The sequence below is a fragment of the Paenibacillus sp. alder61 genome, from assembly GCF_020179875.1.
Classification (GTDB): Bacteria; Bacillota; Bacilli; order Paenibacillales; family Paenibacillaceae; genus Fontibacillus; species Fontibacillus faecis.
Map to the genome: position 1 here is coordinate 1 of NZ_JAIUDG010000033.1, position 14,740 is coordinate 14,740.

At 51.1% G+C, this 14,740-nt stretch carries 12 protein-coding genes; 1 reads left to right on the plus strand and 11 read right to left on the minus strand.

Features of this window, described 5'->3' with window-relative positions; all coding sequences use genetic code 11:
• Positions 1-223: 223 nt before the first annotated feature.
• A complete protein-coding gene (locus tag LBW89_RS25415) occupies positions 224-2,041 on the minus strand; it encodes an ABC transporter ATP-binding protein (RefSeq protein WP_225040751.1) in 1,818 nt (605 codons plus the stop codon).
• On the minus strand, positions 2,034-3,770 hold the full coding sequence (locus LBW89_RS25420; RefSeq protein WP_148457611.1) for an ABC transporter ATP-binding protein: 1,737 nt from the start codon (positions 3,768-3,770) through the stop codon (positions 2,034-2,036). The genes LBW89_RS25415 and LBW89_RS25420 overlap by 8 nt, the downstream gene beginning before the upstream one ends.
• Positions 3,771-3,901: 131 nt before the next feature.
• Between LBW89_RS25420 and LBW89_RS25425 the strand changes: the two genes are divergently transcribed.
• Entirely contained in the window at positions 3,902-4,741 is an 840-nt protein-coding gene (locus tag LBW89_RS25425) for a MerR family transcriptional regulator (protein WP_225040752.1), read from the plus strand.
• Positions 4,742-5,179: 438 nt separating this feature from the next.
• On the opposite strand, the gene LBW89_RS25430 is transcribed toward LBW89_RS25425, so the two are convergent.
• The 9 genes from LBW89_RS25430 to LBW89_RS25470 all read right to left on the minus strand — a co-directional run bounded on the left by LBW89_RS25430 (position 5,180) and on the right by LBW89_RS25470 (position 14,649).
• Entirely contained in the window at positions 5,180-5,869 is a 690-nt protein-coding gene (locus LBW89_RS25430; RefSeq protein ID WP_225040753.1) for a glutamine amidotransferase-related protein, read from the minus strand.
• Positions 5,870-6,142: 273 nt separating this feature from the next.
• A complete protein-coding gene (locus LBW89_RS25435) occupies positions 6,143-6,709 on the minus strand; it encodes a GNAT family N-acetyltransferase (protein WP_225040754.1) in 567 nt (188 codons plus the stop codon).
• Positions 6,710-6,733: 24 nt separating this feature from the next.
• Positions 6,734-7,747 carry an ABC transporter ATP-binding protein gene (locus tag LBW89_RS25440; RefSeq protein ID WP_225040755.1) on the minus strand — a complete coding sequence of 338 codons (1,014 nt, stop codon included), beginning with the start codon at positions 7,745-7,747 and terminating at the stop codon, positions 6,734-6,736.
• Positions 7,734-8,747, minus strand: a complete 1,014-nt coding sequence (locus LBW89_RS25445) for an ABC transporter ATP-binding protein (protein WP_225040756.1) — start codon at positions 8,745-8,747, stop codon at positions 7,734-7,736. The genes LBW89_RS25440 and LBW89_RS25445 overlap by 14 nt, the downstream gene beginning before the upstream one ends.
• Positions 8,748-8,758: 11 nt before the next feature.
• Positions 8,759-9,568, minus strand: coding sequence for an ABC transporter permease (locus LBW89_RS25450; RefSeq protein ID WP_225040792.1), 810 nt, complete (start codon positions 9,566-9,568; stop codon positions 8,759-8,761).
• Positions 9,569-9,581: 13 nt separating this feature from the next.
• Positions 9,582-10,523 carry an ABC transporter permease gene (locus tag LBW89_RS25455; RefSeq protein WP_225040757.1) on the minus strand — a complete coding sequence of 314 codons (942 nt, stop codon included), beginning with the start codon at positions 10,521-10,523 and terminating at the stop codon, positions 9,582-9,584.
• Between the two features lie 18 nt (positions 10,524-10,541).
• Positions 10,542-12,173, minus strand: coding sequence for an ABC transporter substrate-binding protein (locus tag LBW89_RS25460; protein ID WP_225040758.1), 1,632 nt, complete (start codon positions 12,171-12,173; stop codon positions 10,542-10,544).
• A 24-nt stretch (positions 12,174-12,197) separates the two neighbouring features.
• Positions 12,198-12,911 (minus strand): HAD family hydrolase, encoded by a 714-nt coding sequence (locus LBW89_RS25465; RefSeq protein WP_213505814.1) that lies wholly within the window; start codon positions 12,909-12,911, stop codon positions 12,198-12,200.
• A 19-nt stretch (positions 12,912-12,930) separates the two neighbouring features.
• On the minus strand, positions 12,931-14,649 hold the full coding sequence (locus LBW89_RS25470; RefSeq protein ID WP_225040759.1) for a CocE/NonD family hydrolase: 1,719 nt from the start codon (positions 14,647-14,649) through the stop codon (positions 12,931-12,933).
• Positions 14,650-14,740 lie beyond the last annotated feature (91 nt).

Below are 14,740 nucleotides of genomic sequence, written 5' to 3' on the forward strand. Positions count from 1 at the left end.
CCTGAACATCTCAATTTTATGGGAATGGTCTTGTTGGTCAAACCCTAGATCCCTCCACCCGCATAGCGGGTGGTTTTTTGTTTCGCACGCTTCGCGTACTCAACTGGCTAAAGCCACTAACAAAAAAGTCGCTAAATTAGCGACTTTCTATGGAACTATGTTCTTGTCCCTCGACAGTTGATAAATTGGATGCGTTGCATTAGTTGATGCTTGAATGTGTCCGTTAATCCCACTCAAAGGCACCTGTGTACAATTGATAATAAATCCCTTTAGCCGCCAGCAGCTGCTCGTGATCCCCGCGTTCCTTGATTTGGCCTTTTTCAAGAACCATAATGGCATCGGAATTTCGTACGGTAGATAACCGGTGGGCGATCACAAACACGGTTCGGCCCTCCATCAGGTTATCCATCCCCTTCTGGACCAGCGCTTCTGTTCGTGTATCGATGGATGATGTTGCTTCATCCAGAATCATGACAGGCGGATTGGCAATCGCCGCTCTGGCAATCGCCAGCAATTGACTCTGTCCCTGTGACAGTCCATTGCCGTTGCCGTCAAGCCGGGTCTCATACCCGTCAGGCAAACGTTCAATAAAACTCGCCGCATATGACAGCTTCGCAGCCTGGATCACCTCATCGTCACTGGCCTCCAGCCTTCCGTATCGAATGTTCTCAGCTACCGTACCCGAGAACAGGTGGGTATCCTGCAGTACAATTCCCAGAGAACGCCGCAAATCTGCTTTTCGAATACGCTGAATATTAATGCCATCATAGATGATCTCGCCTTCTGTAATATCGTAAAAACGATTGAGCAGATTGGCTACGGTAGTCTTGCCCGCACCCGTTGCGCCTACGAACGCGAGTTTCTGTCCAGGCATGGCATATAACGTCATATTCTGAAGTACCTGTTTCTTTCCGTCATACGTAAAGCTGACGTCCTTAAACTCCACTTTGCCTTTCAGTACAACGCTTGTTCCGTCCTCCAGTTTCCAGACCCAACCGTCCTGATTCTGTTTTTTCTCCAAGGTCACACGGCCCTCATCTGCTTCAGGCTGTTCATCCATCAGGTTAAAGATCCGCTGAGCCCCTGCAAGTGCTACGACAAACATGCTGACTTGCGAGGAAATTTCGGCAATGGGCATTGTGAAATTACGGGATAAACTCAGAAAAGCAGCGATAATTCCCAGACTCAGACCGGCATTCCAGCCCGATAACGCCATAGCTCCGCCTGCAATGGCCACAAGCACGTAGATTAGTGTGGCCAGATTCGCATTGATTGGCATGAGGATATTCGAATATTTGTTAGCTGTCGCCGAGTCGTCAAATAATCTATCATTCAGGCGGGCGAATTGTTCCATCACTTTTTGCTCGCGACCGAACACCTGCACCACTTTTTGCCCATGAATAATCTCCTCGATATATCCATCCACCACACCGATCGATTCCTGCTGCCGGAAAAAGTGCTGGGTTGCCTTAGTACCCACGGTTTTTGTAATCCAGAGCATGGCAAGCGCACCAAGCACAACCACGATCGTTAACGGCACATCCAGATACAACATCGTACCGAGAACGACCAACACGGTCACCGCAGTGGACAACAGCTGGGACAATCCATCCGTCAGCATCATGTTCAGCGTGTCCACATCGTTCGTGTAATGACTCATAATATCCCCGTGGGCTTTACGGTCAAAATATTTAATCGGCAGCTTCTGCATGTGATCGAATAAGCGGTCACGAATCCTCTTCATAATCTGCTGCGAGATCGTAATCATCAGCCGTTTCGAGACAAACGTACTAATGACCCCAGCAGCGTAGATTACAGCCAGAATGATTAAAGCCTGTAACAAGGCGTCAAACACTGGATTCTGATTTCCGAGCAACGGTGTAATATAGTCGTCGATCAGCAATCGCAGAAAGGTCGCAGAAGCGACAGAGACGGCGGAACTAACCAGAACTAGGAACAGCGCCAATGCCGTTTTGAATTTGTAATATTTAAAGTAGGCCAGCAGACGTTTTATTGTCCGGCCGTAATTGATGTTATCCATCCAGTGCTTCACCGCCTTTCGTCTGTGTAAAATAAGCTTCTTGATAAATGGTATTTCTGCCCAGCAGTTCCTGGTGGGTTCCGATATCCACCATCTTGCCTTCATCCAGCACGACAATTTGATCCGCATCTTCAACCGATGCAATACGCTGGGCAATAATAATTTTGGTTGTATCCGGGATGCTTTCCTTGAAAACGCTGCGGATTAACGCGTCGGTCCGTGTATCTACAGCGCTGGTGGAATCATCCAGAATCAGAATCTTCGGTTTTTTGAGCAAAGCTCTGGCAATACACAGTCTCTGCTTCTGACCTCCCGAAACGTTCGTACCGCCTTGTGCCAAATGAGTGTCATATCCATCCGGAAACGTGGAAATAAACTCATGTGCCTGCGCCGCTTTGCACGCTTCAATCAACTCATCATCGGTGGCATTTTCATTGCCCCAACGCAGGTTCTCCTTAATCGTGCCTTCAAACAGGACGTTCTTTTGCAATACCATCGCGACCTGGCTGCGAAGCACATTTAAATCGTATTCCTTCACATTGACTCCACTGACAAGGACTTCACCCTCACTGGCATCATATAGACGTGGAATCAGTTGCACCAAGGTGGACTTTGCACTGCCCGCAGCTCCTATAATACCGATCGTCTGTCCCGAAGCAATTCGCAGATTGATACCTGAAAGAGCATCATTCTCGGCTTTATCGGAGTAACGGAAGGACACATTACGGAATTCAATCTCTCCACTGTGCAGCTCTGTAACTGGCGATTCCGGACTGGTAATGTCCGGCTGTTCACTTAACAGATCATGAATCCGGCCTGCCGAAGCGCGAGCAATGGCAACCATAACAACGACAATGCCCAGGGTCATCAAACTCATTAGAATTTGCATGGAATACGTGAATACACTCGTAAGCTCACCGGTAGTCATGCTTCCACCCACAACCAGTTTGGCTCCAATCCAGGAGATGATCAGCATCACGGCATACAGCACAATTTGCATCAGTGGAAGTTCGTACGACATAATGCGTTCTGCCTTAACCATCTGTGCAAATATCCGCTGAGATACGGCTTGAAACTTGGATACCTCACGCTCTTCTCGTACATAGGATTTCACGACCCGAATGCCGCGTACATTTTCCTGAACAACTTTATTCAGATCATCGTAACTGCCAAATGCACGCTCAAAAATCGGAAAAGAATACTTCATGATGATGATCATGCCAATAGCCAGGACAGGGATAACAACCATGAACCAAGCAGCAATGGACGGGCTGATGCGATACGTCATAATCGTCGCAAAAATCATCATCACCGGACTGTGAAAGGCAATCCTGATAATCATTAGAAATGCATTTTGCACATGCGTAATATCCGTAGTCAGCCTGGTGACGATACCTGAGGTTGAGAATTTATCCATATTGGAATACGACAGCCGCTGCACATGACGGAACAGGTCGTAACGCAAATTTTTTCCGAACCCCGACATGGCAATCGCAGAATGCTTACCCGCCAGCGCCCCAAAGACCAGAGACACAAGGGCAAACAACACCAGAATCAAGCCGTACTTCATCACCTGATTCATCTGCCCCCCCGTGATCCCCTGATCAATTAATTCGGCCATAAACAGCGGGATTATGGCTTCCATGGCCACTTCACCAAGTAAAAACAAAGGGGTCAGCCACGTATCTTTTTTATATTCCCGTACACTTTGCAGTAATTTCCTTACCATAAGCATTCTCCTCATCTAAAATAAACACACTGATCTGCGATCAAAAGTAGACTCACGATCAGAACAGATGCTATTATAAACTGTATAGTAACTATACAGTCAATCCGCTTTTATTTGACCGGGGGGTACTTATGCATCCAAATGAAATGCTGTCCATTAGTGCTTTTTCCAAGCTGTCCGAGGTTTCGCGCAAAACCCTCATTTACTACGACCGCATCGGTCTGTTCAAACCTGCCTTTGTGGCGGATAACGGTTATCGCTATTACAGCCACAGCCAGTTTGAAACGATCGGCGTTATTCATATTTTCAAAGAGCTGGGCATGTCCCTGGAGGAAATTCAGCAGCATCTCGGTGAGCGTTCTCCGAAAACCACCCTTCGATTGCTGCGTAAACAGGAGGAAAATCTGCAACTGCAGATCGCCAAGTTGACTCGGGCGAAACAAATGATTATACAGCGTGCGGAAAATATAGAGCAATCCATGCATCTGGACACCAGCCAAATGTATGTCATCTGGCAACCTAAAACCCCCTTGCTGCTGAGCCGCCGCATCTACTCATCCAAAAAGGAGTTCCCTGATGAGCTCTGGGAGGATTTTCGGGTCCGGCTGAACAAAGAGCATGCGCCACTAGGATACCCCAGTGGGGTCATCATTCCCAAAGAAGATCTGCTGAAGTCGGACGGCGACATGATCTCCCATATGTACAGCTTCATGACGACAAAGCATCACAAACAGGCCTATAGGCCGGAGGGATTCTATCTCGTGTCTTATGCCAGAGCAGATTATGGGGATACCGATAAGATCTATGCGCAAATCTTTAAATATATCAAGGAGAAACAGTACGTCATTATGGGCGATGCTTACGAGGATTACATGCAGGATGAGATTGTATTGCAACATGCAGAGGATTATCTGGTTCGGGTTATGGTGCACATTGAGGAACCGGCAGATGGTTATCATTTTGGAGAATAAGACGGATGCGCAGCGTCTGGATACCTTTGGAGGTGACCGGTACGGCGCTCTCGACGTACAACCACGCTTCCTGTCCAAATTTCGGAGTCTCAGCACAGGATAAGGCGCGAACACGAAAGTCGCTTGCGGATCTCCATCCTTAAGAGCAGCGTCCCATTCCTATAATTGCAAAATGATTAGGTATTTATCTAATCGGTAATCGGACTTTGTTCTTGACCCTTACGGCAATCGGTACAAGTTCTTGTCCTTGGCTCGGGACAAGAACTTGTACCGATAAAACAAAAAAGCCGCTATTTTAGCGACTTTCTATGGGAACATGATCTTGTCCCCCGACATTAGTGACATACAATTATATAGCTCTTTTTTTCGTTGATGAAATAATAAGTTCTACATAAAATTAAAAAACCACCATGGCTTGGCGGCTTCATCCTTCTAAAGTTATTGGTTACTCATATGTTCAATAAATGCATCTACCAGACAATGTGGACTTTCTTGAGTTGAATTCAATTGAGGAACAAACAACGTTCCGATAAAAAATTTATGTCCAGTTAATTCAACAATTCTTGGCCTTCCTTCAGCATCTGTTCCTACAATTTCTAATCCTGTTTCATTAATTGGTGCTTCAAATTCCGGGTTTAGGCCGTAACTACATCGGAATTGTTCGATTATAGTTGTTTCTCGGTAAATGTTGGAAACCAATGAAGGGCTCTTTATAAACACCTCACCTTTTTGACCGACCAATGAACAAGTAAGTTTACTGATAACTAGTTTAGAAGCATCGGGGTTTAATTCTTCGTGATCAGCTTCTTCAAGCATTAATTTATTTTTGGCATACTCCAGAATTATATTTTGAAATCCACCGCAAGTGCCTATTAATGGGACATTATGTTCGCGGGCATACCTAATAATTTGTAATACTCCACCTACAGAATCGGGAATACCTGGGGCTATCCAAAACCCTTTATAAGACTTTTTGATGGTTTCTAGTTGTTCAGGAATTGACGCTGTTGGAATCCATTCATAGACAATCTGAACCCCCAATTTTTTAATGGAATGGTTTATTGCATCATTCGTGGCTTGCTGCGAAAGGTAAATCGGATTAAAATCACCAATAACGCCAATCTTCAAATATATCCCCCCCTTAAACTAAAATAACCAAATGATAATAGCACGGCCAAAAATTTTTTCCAAGATATCCATACAAATTATTTGCTGCATAAATCAGTAACAAACTCATTATTTCCTGGATACCTACAAAGGAAACGAAATTAAAACTAACATAATTGTTGAACTGATCGGCAACTTGTGTGGAGAATTTCCCCATTTCGGGAGGTTACGCCATTTCAAAAGCAGTCTTAAAATCAAAATAACCCAAGCCCCTTACCAAACGTGAAACCGCCCTCAGGAAACCGGGCGGGGTCGATCATGAATAGATGCAAGATCCTCGGGATGTTCCAAGATGTATTCCTGATACAGCACGGGATCCAGTATTTTTCGCATAAGATGCATTACGCCGTCGCCGTTTTTGGGGTCGAAGTCCAGTATCGAAGCATAACCGTTGCGCCGATACATGTCAGCCAGCCAGGGATGCCGCGCGGCTGTCGCTAAAGTAACCGCAGGTGCTCGATGTTGTTCGAGAAGGACGGAGCGTTCGACCCAATCCATTAACTTCGACCCAAGTCCCCTCGCTTGGAGCAAGGGATCCACAGCAAACCATTTTATAAAAGGCAGGGCCGTCACGTCCCGGACCTCTCCTTCCAGCGAATAGGTGAGCGTCGCCGCGATTTCACCGTCCTGCTCCAAGACATAGCATTCATTGCGCTGGATATTGGACGCAACGAGTTCCGCCGTGGGGTTGGCGGCTGGCCATTTCAGTTCCAACTTCCGAATCGGTTCATAGGCACGGAAAAGGATATCCCTTACCGTCGCGGCATCTTCCGCAGCTGCCAACCGTATGGTACCGCTCATCGAATATGCCCCCTCTCCATTCTTTCATGATAAGATTTCGACAGGAGCGGCTTCCGGGCTTGCGTATTTGCCCTCCCACAAATGGCATCGTACGGCGTGACCTTCCCCTACGCCGGACCACCCCGGCATTTCAGACTCGCAGCGTTCGAAAGCATGCAGGCACCTTGACCGGAACGGGCACCCGCTGATATGAGCCGTTGGATCCGGCAAGTCTCCGCTAAGAATGATCTGCTCCCGCTTGGCACCGCCCCGTTCCGCCGGGATTGACGATACCAGCGCTTGCGCGTAAGGATGGAGCGGCCTGTCATACAGATCGTGCACATCCGCAATCTCGACAATGTACCCCAGATACATCACGGCGACCCGGTCACTAACATAATGAACCACATTCAGATCATGGGAAATAAACAGGTAGGTTAAGGACAGCTCATGCTGCAGGGATTTCAGCAGATTCAAAATTTGAGCCTGCACGGAAACGTCCAGGGCGGACACCGGCTCATCCAGCACAACAAATTCCGGATTCATCATGAGGGCTCGCGCAATGCCAACCCTCTGACGCTGGCCTCCGCTTAGTTCATGGGGATACCGGTTCCTATATGAGGCGTTCAGGCCAATCCGGTCCAGCATCTCCAGCACATCGCTCTTACGCTTCAAGCGGCTGCCCAGCCGATTGTATTTCAGCGGCTCCTCCAATAAGCGCCCAACGGTAAATCTCGGATTCAGCGAAGTGTACGGATCCTGAAACACATACTGGATTTCCTGACGCAGCTGTCGTAGTGTCCTTCCCCCCGCATCTGTGATATCACTTCCTTTATAGTGAAGCTCTCCGGCACTCGGCTCAAGAAGGCGTGCAGTCATCCGTCCAACGGTGGACTTGCCGCAGCCGCTCTCGCCGACAAGTCCAAGCGTCTCTCCCTTCCTGATGGACAGCGAGACTCCGCGAACCGCCCGGAACTTCTTGCTACCGGGCCAGGACTGCTGCGAGTAGGACTTCTCTATGTTTCTAAGCTCTAACAGCGGAGCTTCATACGACGGCATTAGCGTTCACCTCCTCGAGCAGGAAACAAGCAGCCGTATGCTGCTTCCCGACTTGGATAAGCGGAGGCTGCCCCTGCCGGCAGCGGTCGGCTGCGTATTCGCACCGGGAAGCGAACCGACAGCCGGCTCCCCTTTCATGGAGGGCCGGGACGGTGCCGGGTATGGAGTACAGTCGATTGCCCTTTTTCGCGGGAGTCGGAATGGAATTGAGCAGCCCGATCGTATACGGATGGCGGGGGTAATCAAAGATCTCCGATGCCGTTCCATGCTCCACCACTTTGCCGGCGTACATGACGATAATGCGATCGCACATATCGGCGATCATGCCGAGATCATGGGAAATGAGCAGAATCGCCGTACCGTCATCCTCGCGAATGCTGCGCATCAAGTCCAGAATCTGGGCCTGGATGGTAACATCCAGCGCTGTCGTCGGCTCATCCGCAATCAAGAGACCCGGGTTGCAGGAAATGGCGATCGCGATCATGACACGCTGCCGCATGCCACCCGACAGCTGATACGGATATTCGTGCAGCAGTTTCTCCGGCCGGGGAAGTCCCACCTTGCGAAACAGCATAACTGCGCGCTCCTGTGCCTCGCTCTTGGAACAGCCCAGATGGAGTCTCAAGCTCTCCGTCACCTGATAACCGACCGTCAAGCCATGGTTCAAGGAGCTCATCGGGTCCTGGAATACCATCGATATTTCCTTCCCTCGAACCCTTTGCAGCCTGCGGTTGTCATAAGCGTGAAGCGGCAGCTTATCCTTGTACCACAGTTCACCCCCGCTGATCCGCATAGCCGGAGGAAGTAAACCCAGCACGGAAAGCGACAGTATGCTTTTGCCGCAGCCCGATTCACCGACAACGCCCACGATCTCTCCTTTTCCGATCTGAAGGGACACGTCCTCCAGCACATTCACGGCCGTCCTGCGGGACGTTTGCAATTCGATCCTCAAATTGCGGATATCAAGAACCTGTTCGTCCTGTTTGGTTCCCAGTTCCATGCCAATCACCTCTATCCTCTCTTATCCCGGACATCGCGGACCCCGTCGCTTAGGAGATTAAATCCGAGCACGGTCAGCGTGATTACCAGCCCCGGTGCAAGGGTAAACCATGGGGCCTTGCCCAGAAAGCTCTGCGATTCGTTCAGCATTCTTCCCCAACTTGGGTCCGGCGGCTGCACGCCTAGTCCCAAATAACTGAGCGCGGCCTCCACCAGAATCGCGGTCGAGAAGCTTAAAGCTGCCGTAGTGACGATAGAGGACACTATATTGGGAAGAATCTGAATGAAAATAATGTTCATGTGACCTGCGCCGATGCCTCTTGCGGCTTTCACATATTCCGCCTCGCGATGCTGCAGCACTCCGCTGCGAATGACCCGCGCAAACGACGGAATGGATAATATTCCGATGGCCAGCATCGTCTGGAACAGGCTGGGCTCGTAAATCGTGACGAGTAGCAAAGCGATGAGTATGCCGGGGAATGCAAGCAATGCATCGGTCCCCCTCATGAGGAGCTCATCCAGCCATTTGCCCTCGTAGCCGGCCAAGGTTCCGATGATCAATCCTCCGGTCAACCCGATTCCGACGGATACGGCTCCAACCATAAACGCGGTCTGGGCTCCGACCATGACGCGGCTAAGCACGTCTCTTCCGAAGTTGTCGGTTCCCAGCCAATGATTCCAGCTCGGCCCTTGCAGCCGGTCCGCAATCTTCATGACGTTGACGGCGTGCGGGGTATAGAATAGGCTGATCAGCATGATCGCAAGCAGCAACGATACAAACGTCATCCCCAGCACCAAACTTAAGCTGTATTTTCTATTCATCATAGCTTAGCTCCTACTTTAATCGGATTTGCGGATCCAGCCAGCGGTAGGACAGATCAACCAAGAAATTAATCGTAATGACGGTAAAGGCAATGATCAGTACCAACCCTTGCACCAGCGGATAGTCGCGGTTTCCAATGGCCGTTATGAGCAGGCTGCCGAAGCCCGGGAGCGTAAATACCTGTTCAATGACCAGGCTGCCGGCGAGCAGCTCGCCAAAATGAATGCCGATAATCGTAATGACGGGCAGCAGCGAATTCTTCAGCACATGCCGGTAATGAACGTCTTTCTCAGGCAGCCCTTTGCTTCGAGCAGTCCTTACATAATCCAGGTTCAACTGCTCCAGCATCGTCGTCCGCAAGTACCGCACCACGATAGCAATCTGCGGAATCGCGAGCGCGATGGCGGGAAGCAGCAAGGATCGCAGGGCGAATAGCGGACTCTCCGACCATCCGACGTACGTGCTGACCGACACCCATTTGAGGGTAAGGCCGAAGACCAGTATGAGTATGATCCCCATCCAGAACGAAGGAACGGCTAGGCCGATCTGGGTACCTATCGATACAACCATATCCACGAGTTTGCCCTTGGTCCGGGCTGCCAGTATGCCCAGCGGTATGGCGACGCATACCGTGATAGCCATAGCCAGCACGGCCAGAGAGAAGGTAACCGGCAGACGGGTTGCGATCAAATCCAGGACCGGTTCGGAGAACCTTAAGGATTCCCCGAAGTCCAGAATCGCGATGCCCCGAATCCAATCGATAAACTGCTCGCCAAGCGGACGATCGGTGCCTAGCTTCGCCTCCAGCATCGCAATTTGCTCATCCGTGGCCTCTACGCCAAGAATGGTGAGCGCCGGATTGCCGGGAATGATGCGGAATACGGAGAAGGTCAGCACCACAATAAACAGCATCGTCAGCAGCAGTGTCAACGTTCGCCTTGCATAGTAGTTCATTCGGGCACCTCCAGCCCCCTATTCCGTAAAGTAGACGCTCGACAAGTCCTGAACGTAGAGCGGATACTGCTTGTAACCCGCAAGTTTCTTATTGAGCGCCACATTGGAGTTCGGGTCCATGATGTAAATCGCAGCAGCATCTTCGGCTAGAATTTGTTGGGCTTTCTTATACAGCTCCACCCGTTTCGCATCATCCACTTCGGTTACCGCCGAACTGAGGACAATATCGAATTCAGGGTTGTTATAATTAAAGAAATTGTTGGAGGCATCGGAAATATATTTGTTCAGAATCTGATACGGATCCAGTTTGCCGTCAAGGCCAATGATCGTCAGCTCATAATCGCGGCCCTTATAGATCCGTTCGAGCCATACGGCCCACTCCACCGGTTCGATTTTGACTTTCACGCCGATCTGCTCCAGCTGCGCAGCGACGACTTGGGCTGTATCCACATGGAACTGGTAATTGGAAGGCACGGAGAGCGTCGTCTCAAACCCGTTCGGATAACCCGCTTCGGCAAGCAAAGCCTTGGCTTTCTCCAGATCGGTGGCATATTGTTCTTCGAGACCTTCCTGATAATATTTTGCAAGCACGGGGCTCAGGTTCGAACCGATCTTCGTACCGTAACCGAGCGCAACCCCTTGAATGATTTCATCCTTGTTGATGGCATAATTCAAAGCCTGGCGCACTTTAATGTCACTGAACGGTTTCTTGGCGTTATTGAAGGCAACCAGCTGCACCAGATTTTGCGGCGCGCTCAGGGTGGTATAGTCGTTGGCTATCTCCTCCAGCCGCTCCGTCCCGATCCGCGGGAATACATCCACCTCTCCGGATTTCAAAGCCAGCAGTCCTGCTTCCGCATCCGTAATGATCCGGAATTCGACCTTGTCGAGGGAAGGCACATCCTTCACATAATAATCCGGAAACTTCTCGAGGACGAGACGCTGCCCTGGCAAGTATTCCTTAAACTTGAACGGTCCTGTGCCGATCGGGTTCTTATTGCTGTCCTCGTATCCCTTCGGAATGACCGCGGAGGTCAATGCCGTCAGAAAAGAGGAACTGTTCTGCTTCAATTGGATCTCGATCGTGGAAGCGTCTTTGGCTTCAACCGATTTAACGCCCTCAAAAGCAGACTGCAGCGGTTTTCCCGTATCCAATCCAGCAAGGCGGGAATAGGAATACGCCACATCCTCCGCGGTGACCGGGTTCCCATTATGGAATTTTACCCCGCTTCGCAGCTTGAACGTATAGACCAGACCGTCATCCGACACTTCGTAAGATTCCGCAATAGCCGGATTAAGCTCGCCTTCCTCGTTTGGCTTCAGCAGCCCCTCGAACACATTGAACAGCACTTCATTCGTACCGGCTGCCACCGCCAGGTGAGGGTCGAGGAAATCAAGATCCTGCAAAATAATAACGACAACATCGCCGCCCTGCACCTTGGCTCCGGCGGATTGCTCCGTCTTGATTTCCGGTGCCGGTCCAGAAGAAGTGTTGGCCACGCCGTCGCCGTCGCCGCCTCCATTGGTTCCCCCCTCTGGACTGCCGGTTGGAGCGGCAGCGTTGTTATTGCCGCAAGCGGCCGTAAACAGAATCAATAAAGCCATTGTTAAAATACCCATGCCATGAAGCAATCTGCGATTTTTTCTCATAGGTATGACCCCTCCCTTTCTGATTTAAGAGATGATTTTGGATGAAACGGATAATCGCTGTGGAAGCTCTTGTATCGATGAAATCAGCTGGACCGACTCCAGCTCCTCGATCCCCAGCGTACCGAACCGGTTGATCAGGTAACTCTGCATGCCCGCCCGCTCACTCCCGATGACGTCATCGTAATAGTTATCACCGACGTACAGGCTTTCCTCGGGGGATATCCCGGCGCGCTCCAGCGCTAACTGAAATATCGCCCGATCCGGCTTCTCGATTCCCACTTCCGAAGAGATCACGATCTCATCAAGGAGCGGCAGCAAGCCATTTCTCTCCAGTACATCCCTTGCGGTATGATCCCAATTGCTGATAAGGCCCACCCCGTAGGAGTGCTCTTTCAAGTTCTCCAGTACGGGGCGGGTAAATGGAAACGAACGCCAGCCGACGCACTCCAGCTCACGCTGAATCTCCAAAATCCGCCGGTATTGCTTCGTCAGATCAAAATGCAGGCCCAGCGAGTGATTGAGCACGCCCAAATACCATGGGAAAAAGGTATCGCGTTCCTTGGCCAGCACCCCCGGGTAATCCCTCATGAAATGTTTATCCGCCAGATGGTACGCCTCTTCGACCCGCTCCTGCGGAATATTCACCCCCTGCTCCGCCAGGTAACGGAGGTAAACCAGTTCCCTGTCCTGGTACACTAATGTGTATCCCAGATCAAACCAAATGAAGTTGATCGCCAAATTCCTTTACCTCCCTGTCTTATTCATGGATGATCGGCAGCCAAAGCTTCGATGGACGCAGCTCATCATGGTATATCATCTGAGTCGCCGTCACAAAGTCGGCCTCCGTCGCTTCCCCCGGATTCATCACCCGGTTCGGATTACGGTCAAAGGTCGGAAACAGCGAGCTTGTGACATGGAGGCGGATGCGGTGGCCTGGGTGGAACACGGCTGCCGTCGGCCCAAGCGATATTTCGTATCGGTGCACTTCACCCGGCACAACCGCCTCGGGAGCCGATAAACCATGGCGGTAGCTCGCTCTCACGATGCCCTCCGCGATATTATAGGAACGCCCGTCCGGGTACGCATCGACAAGCTTTGCGACAAAATCCGTATCCTCGGCCGAAGTGGATGCATACAGCTCAACCGTCACCTCCCCGCTAAGAACCAGCTCCTCCTGAAGAGGCTCCGTCGAATAGACCAGCACATCATTTCGAACTTCATTCGGTATCTGATTGCGAGGACCCATCGGCGTCAAATCGGGCACGGCGCCGGATCGGCCGCCGAGTGCGGGCACCGGGATCGAAGGATGGTACACATACGTGTCCGGATACTCCTCAACCGGCGCGCTCGTGGTCAGCGTTCCGTCACCATGGATCGAGTTCGCTCTCGACGCGCTGTGAAGATAATAAGCCGTATCCTGAGCTTCGGCTGGAGGCCACTGCTCCGCTTCGTGCCAGGTATTGCTTCCCATCCGAAAATAGGTGACCGGGGCCAGTTCATGAAGCGGCTCCTTCCCTTTCAGCCAACGGTCAAACCACCGGAGCTGCAGTTGATCTACCCGGTTGGCCGCTTCCGGTCCGAAATCCAGCTCCCCGACATATCTCGACCACGGCATGTGAAACCACGGCTCTATGTACAAATACTGATGTGCCTTTGCGTTCTCCGTGGCCCCCCGCTTACGGATCCCGGTGAAGTTCTCGATCGTCCCGTCAATAAAAATGTCGTACCACCCGCCGATATGAAGCGCAGGCACCTCGACCGATTCATACTTTTCCTTCAAGGAAGTAGCATGCCAATACTCGTCACGGGACGGATGCCTCAGCCATTCCAGATAGTAAGGCGCGAGCTCCTTAACCGACTCGGGCGGATCGTTCAGCGGCAATCGCTTGTAAAAGGAAAACACGTCCCCGTATAACGCCGACAGCTCGGCTGCCCAGTCCCCGCGTCCGCGGCGAAGCGCGGTGTCCTGGGCGGCGAACAACATCCACGATTGCTGCAAGGCCAGGCTCAGGGCACCGTTTCGGTAGGCTTTGCCCTGATAGGAGTCGGAGCCGATCATAGCAGGTGCGATGCAGGCCAGATGAGGCGGCCTGCTGGTGGCCGCCAGCCACTGCATGGCACCCGCGTACGAGAATCCGTACATGCCGACCTTCGGTATGGCGTACGGAAGCGAGGCTGCCCACTCAATAGTGTCATAGCCGTCCTCCGCCTCATGTAGGTATGGATGAAACGCTCCCTCCGAGGACCATCGGCCTCTGGCATCCTGCACGACCACTACATACCCGTGCCGGGCATACCAGCTCGGATGCGCGTAATTCATCGTCTGCGCATCCTCCCTGTTGTACGGAGTTCGCAGCAGCAGCACAGGATAAGACTTGTCATCATTGGGCCGGTAAACATCCGCATACAGCCGGACGCCGTCCCGCATCGGAACGGGAATGCCCCGTTCCGTTCGGATTGAATCTTGAATAAACATCGATATTTCACCTTTCCGACTGAAAATAAGGATAAAAAAAGAGATGCCGCGCTAATCTTCCGATTAGCAACAGACATCTCCAGTTGACTGG

Bases quoted from the DNA above. Each gene is read 5' to 3' on its own strand.
- LBW89_RS25440 (WP_225040755.1), bottom strand. From the start codon at position 7,747: ATGCCGTCGTATGAAGCTCCGCTGTTAGAGCTTAGAAACATAGAGAAG.
- LBW89_RS25420 (WP_148457611.1), bottom strand. From the start codon at position 3,770: ATGGTAAGGAAATTACTGCAAAGTGTACGGGAATATAAAAAAGATACG.
- LBW89_RS25435 (WP_225040754.1), bottom strand. From the start codon at position 6,709: ATGAGCGGTACCATACGGTTGGCAGCTGCGGAAGATGCCGCGACGGTA.
- LBW89_RS25425 (WP_225040752.1), top strand. From the start codon at position 3,902: ATGCATCCAAATGAAATGCTGTCCATTAGTGCTTTTTCCAAGCTGTCC.
- LBW89_RS25445 (WP_225040756.1), bottom strand. From the start codon at position 8,747: ATGGAACTGGGAACCAAACAGGACGAACAGGTTCTTGATATCCGCAAT.
- LBW89_RS25450 (WP_225040792.1), bottom strand. From the start codon at position 9,568: ATGAATAGAAAATACAGCTTAAGTTTGGTGCTGGGGATGACGTTTGTA.
- LBW89_RS25470 (WP_225040759.1), bottom strand. From the start codon at position 14,649: ATGTTTATTCAAGATTCAATCCGAACGGAACGGGGCATTCCCGTTCCG.
- LBW89_RS25415 (WP_225040751.1), bottom strand. From the start codon at position 2,041: ATGGATAACATCAATTACGGCCGGACAATAAAACGTCTGCTGGCCTAC.
- LBW89_RS25460 (WP_225040758.1), bottom strand. From the start codon at position 12,173: ATGAGAAAAAATCGCAGATTGCTTCATGGCATGGGTATTTTAACAATG.
- LBW89_RS25455 (WP_225040757.1), bottom strand. From the start codon at position 10,523: ATGAACTACTATGCAAGGCGAACGTTGACACTGCTGCTGACGATGCTG.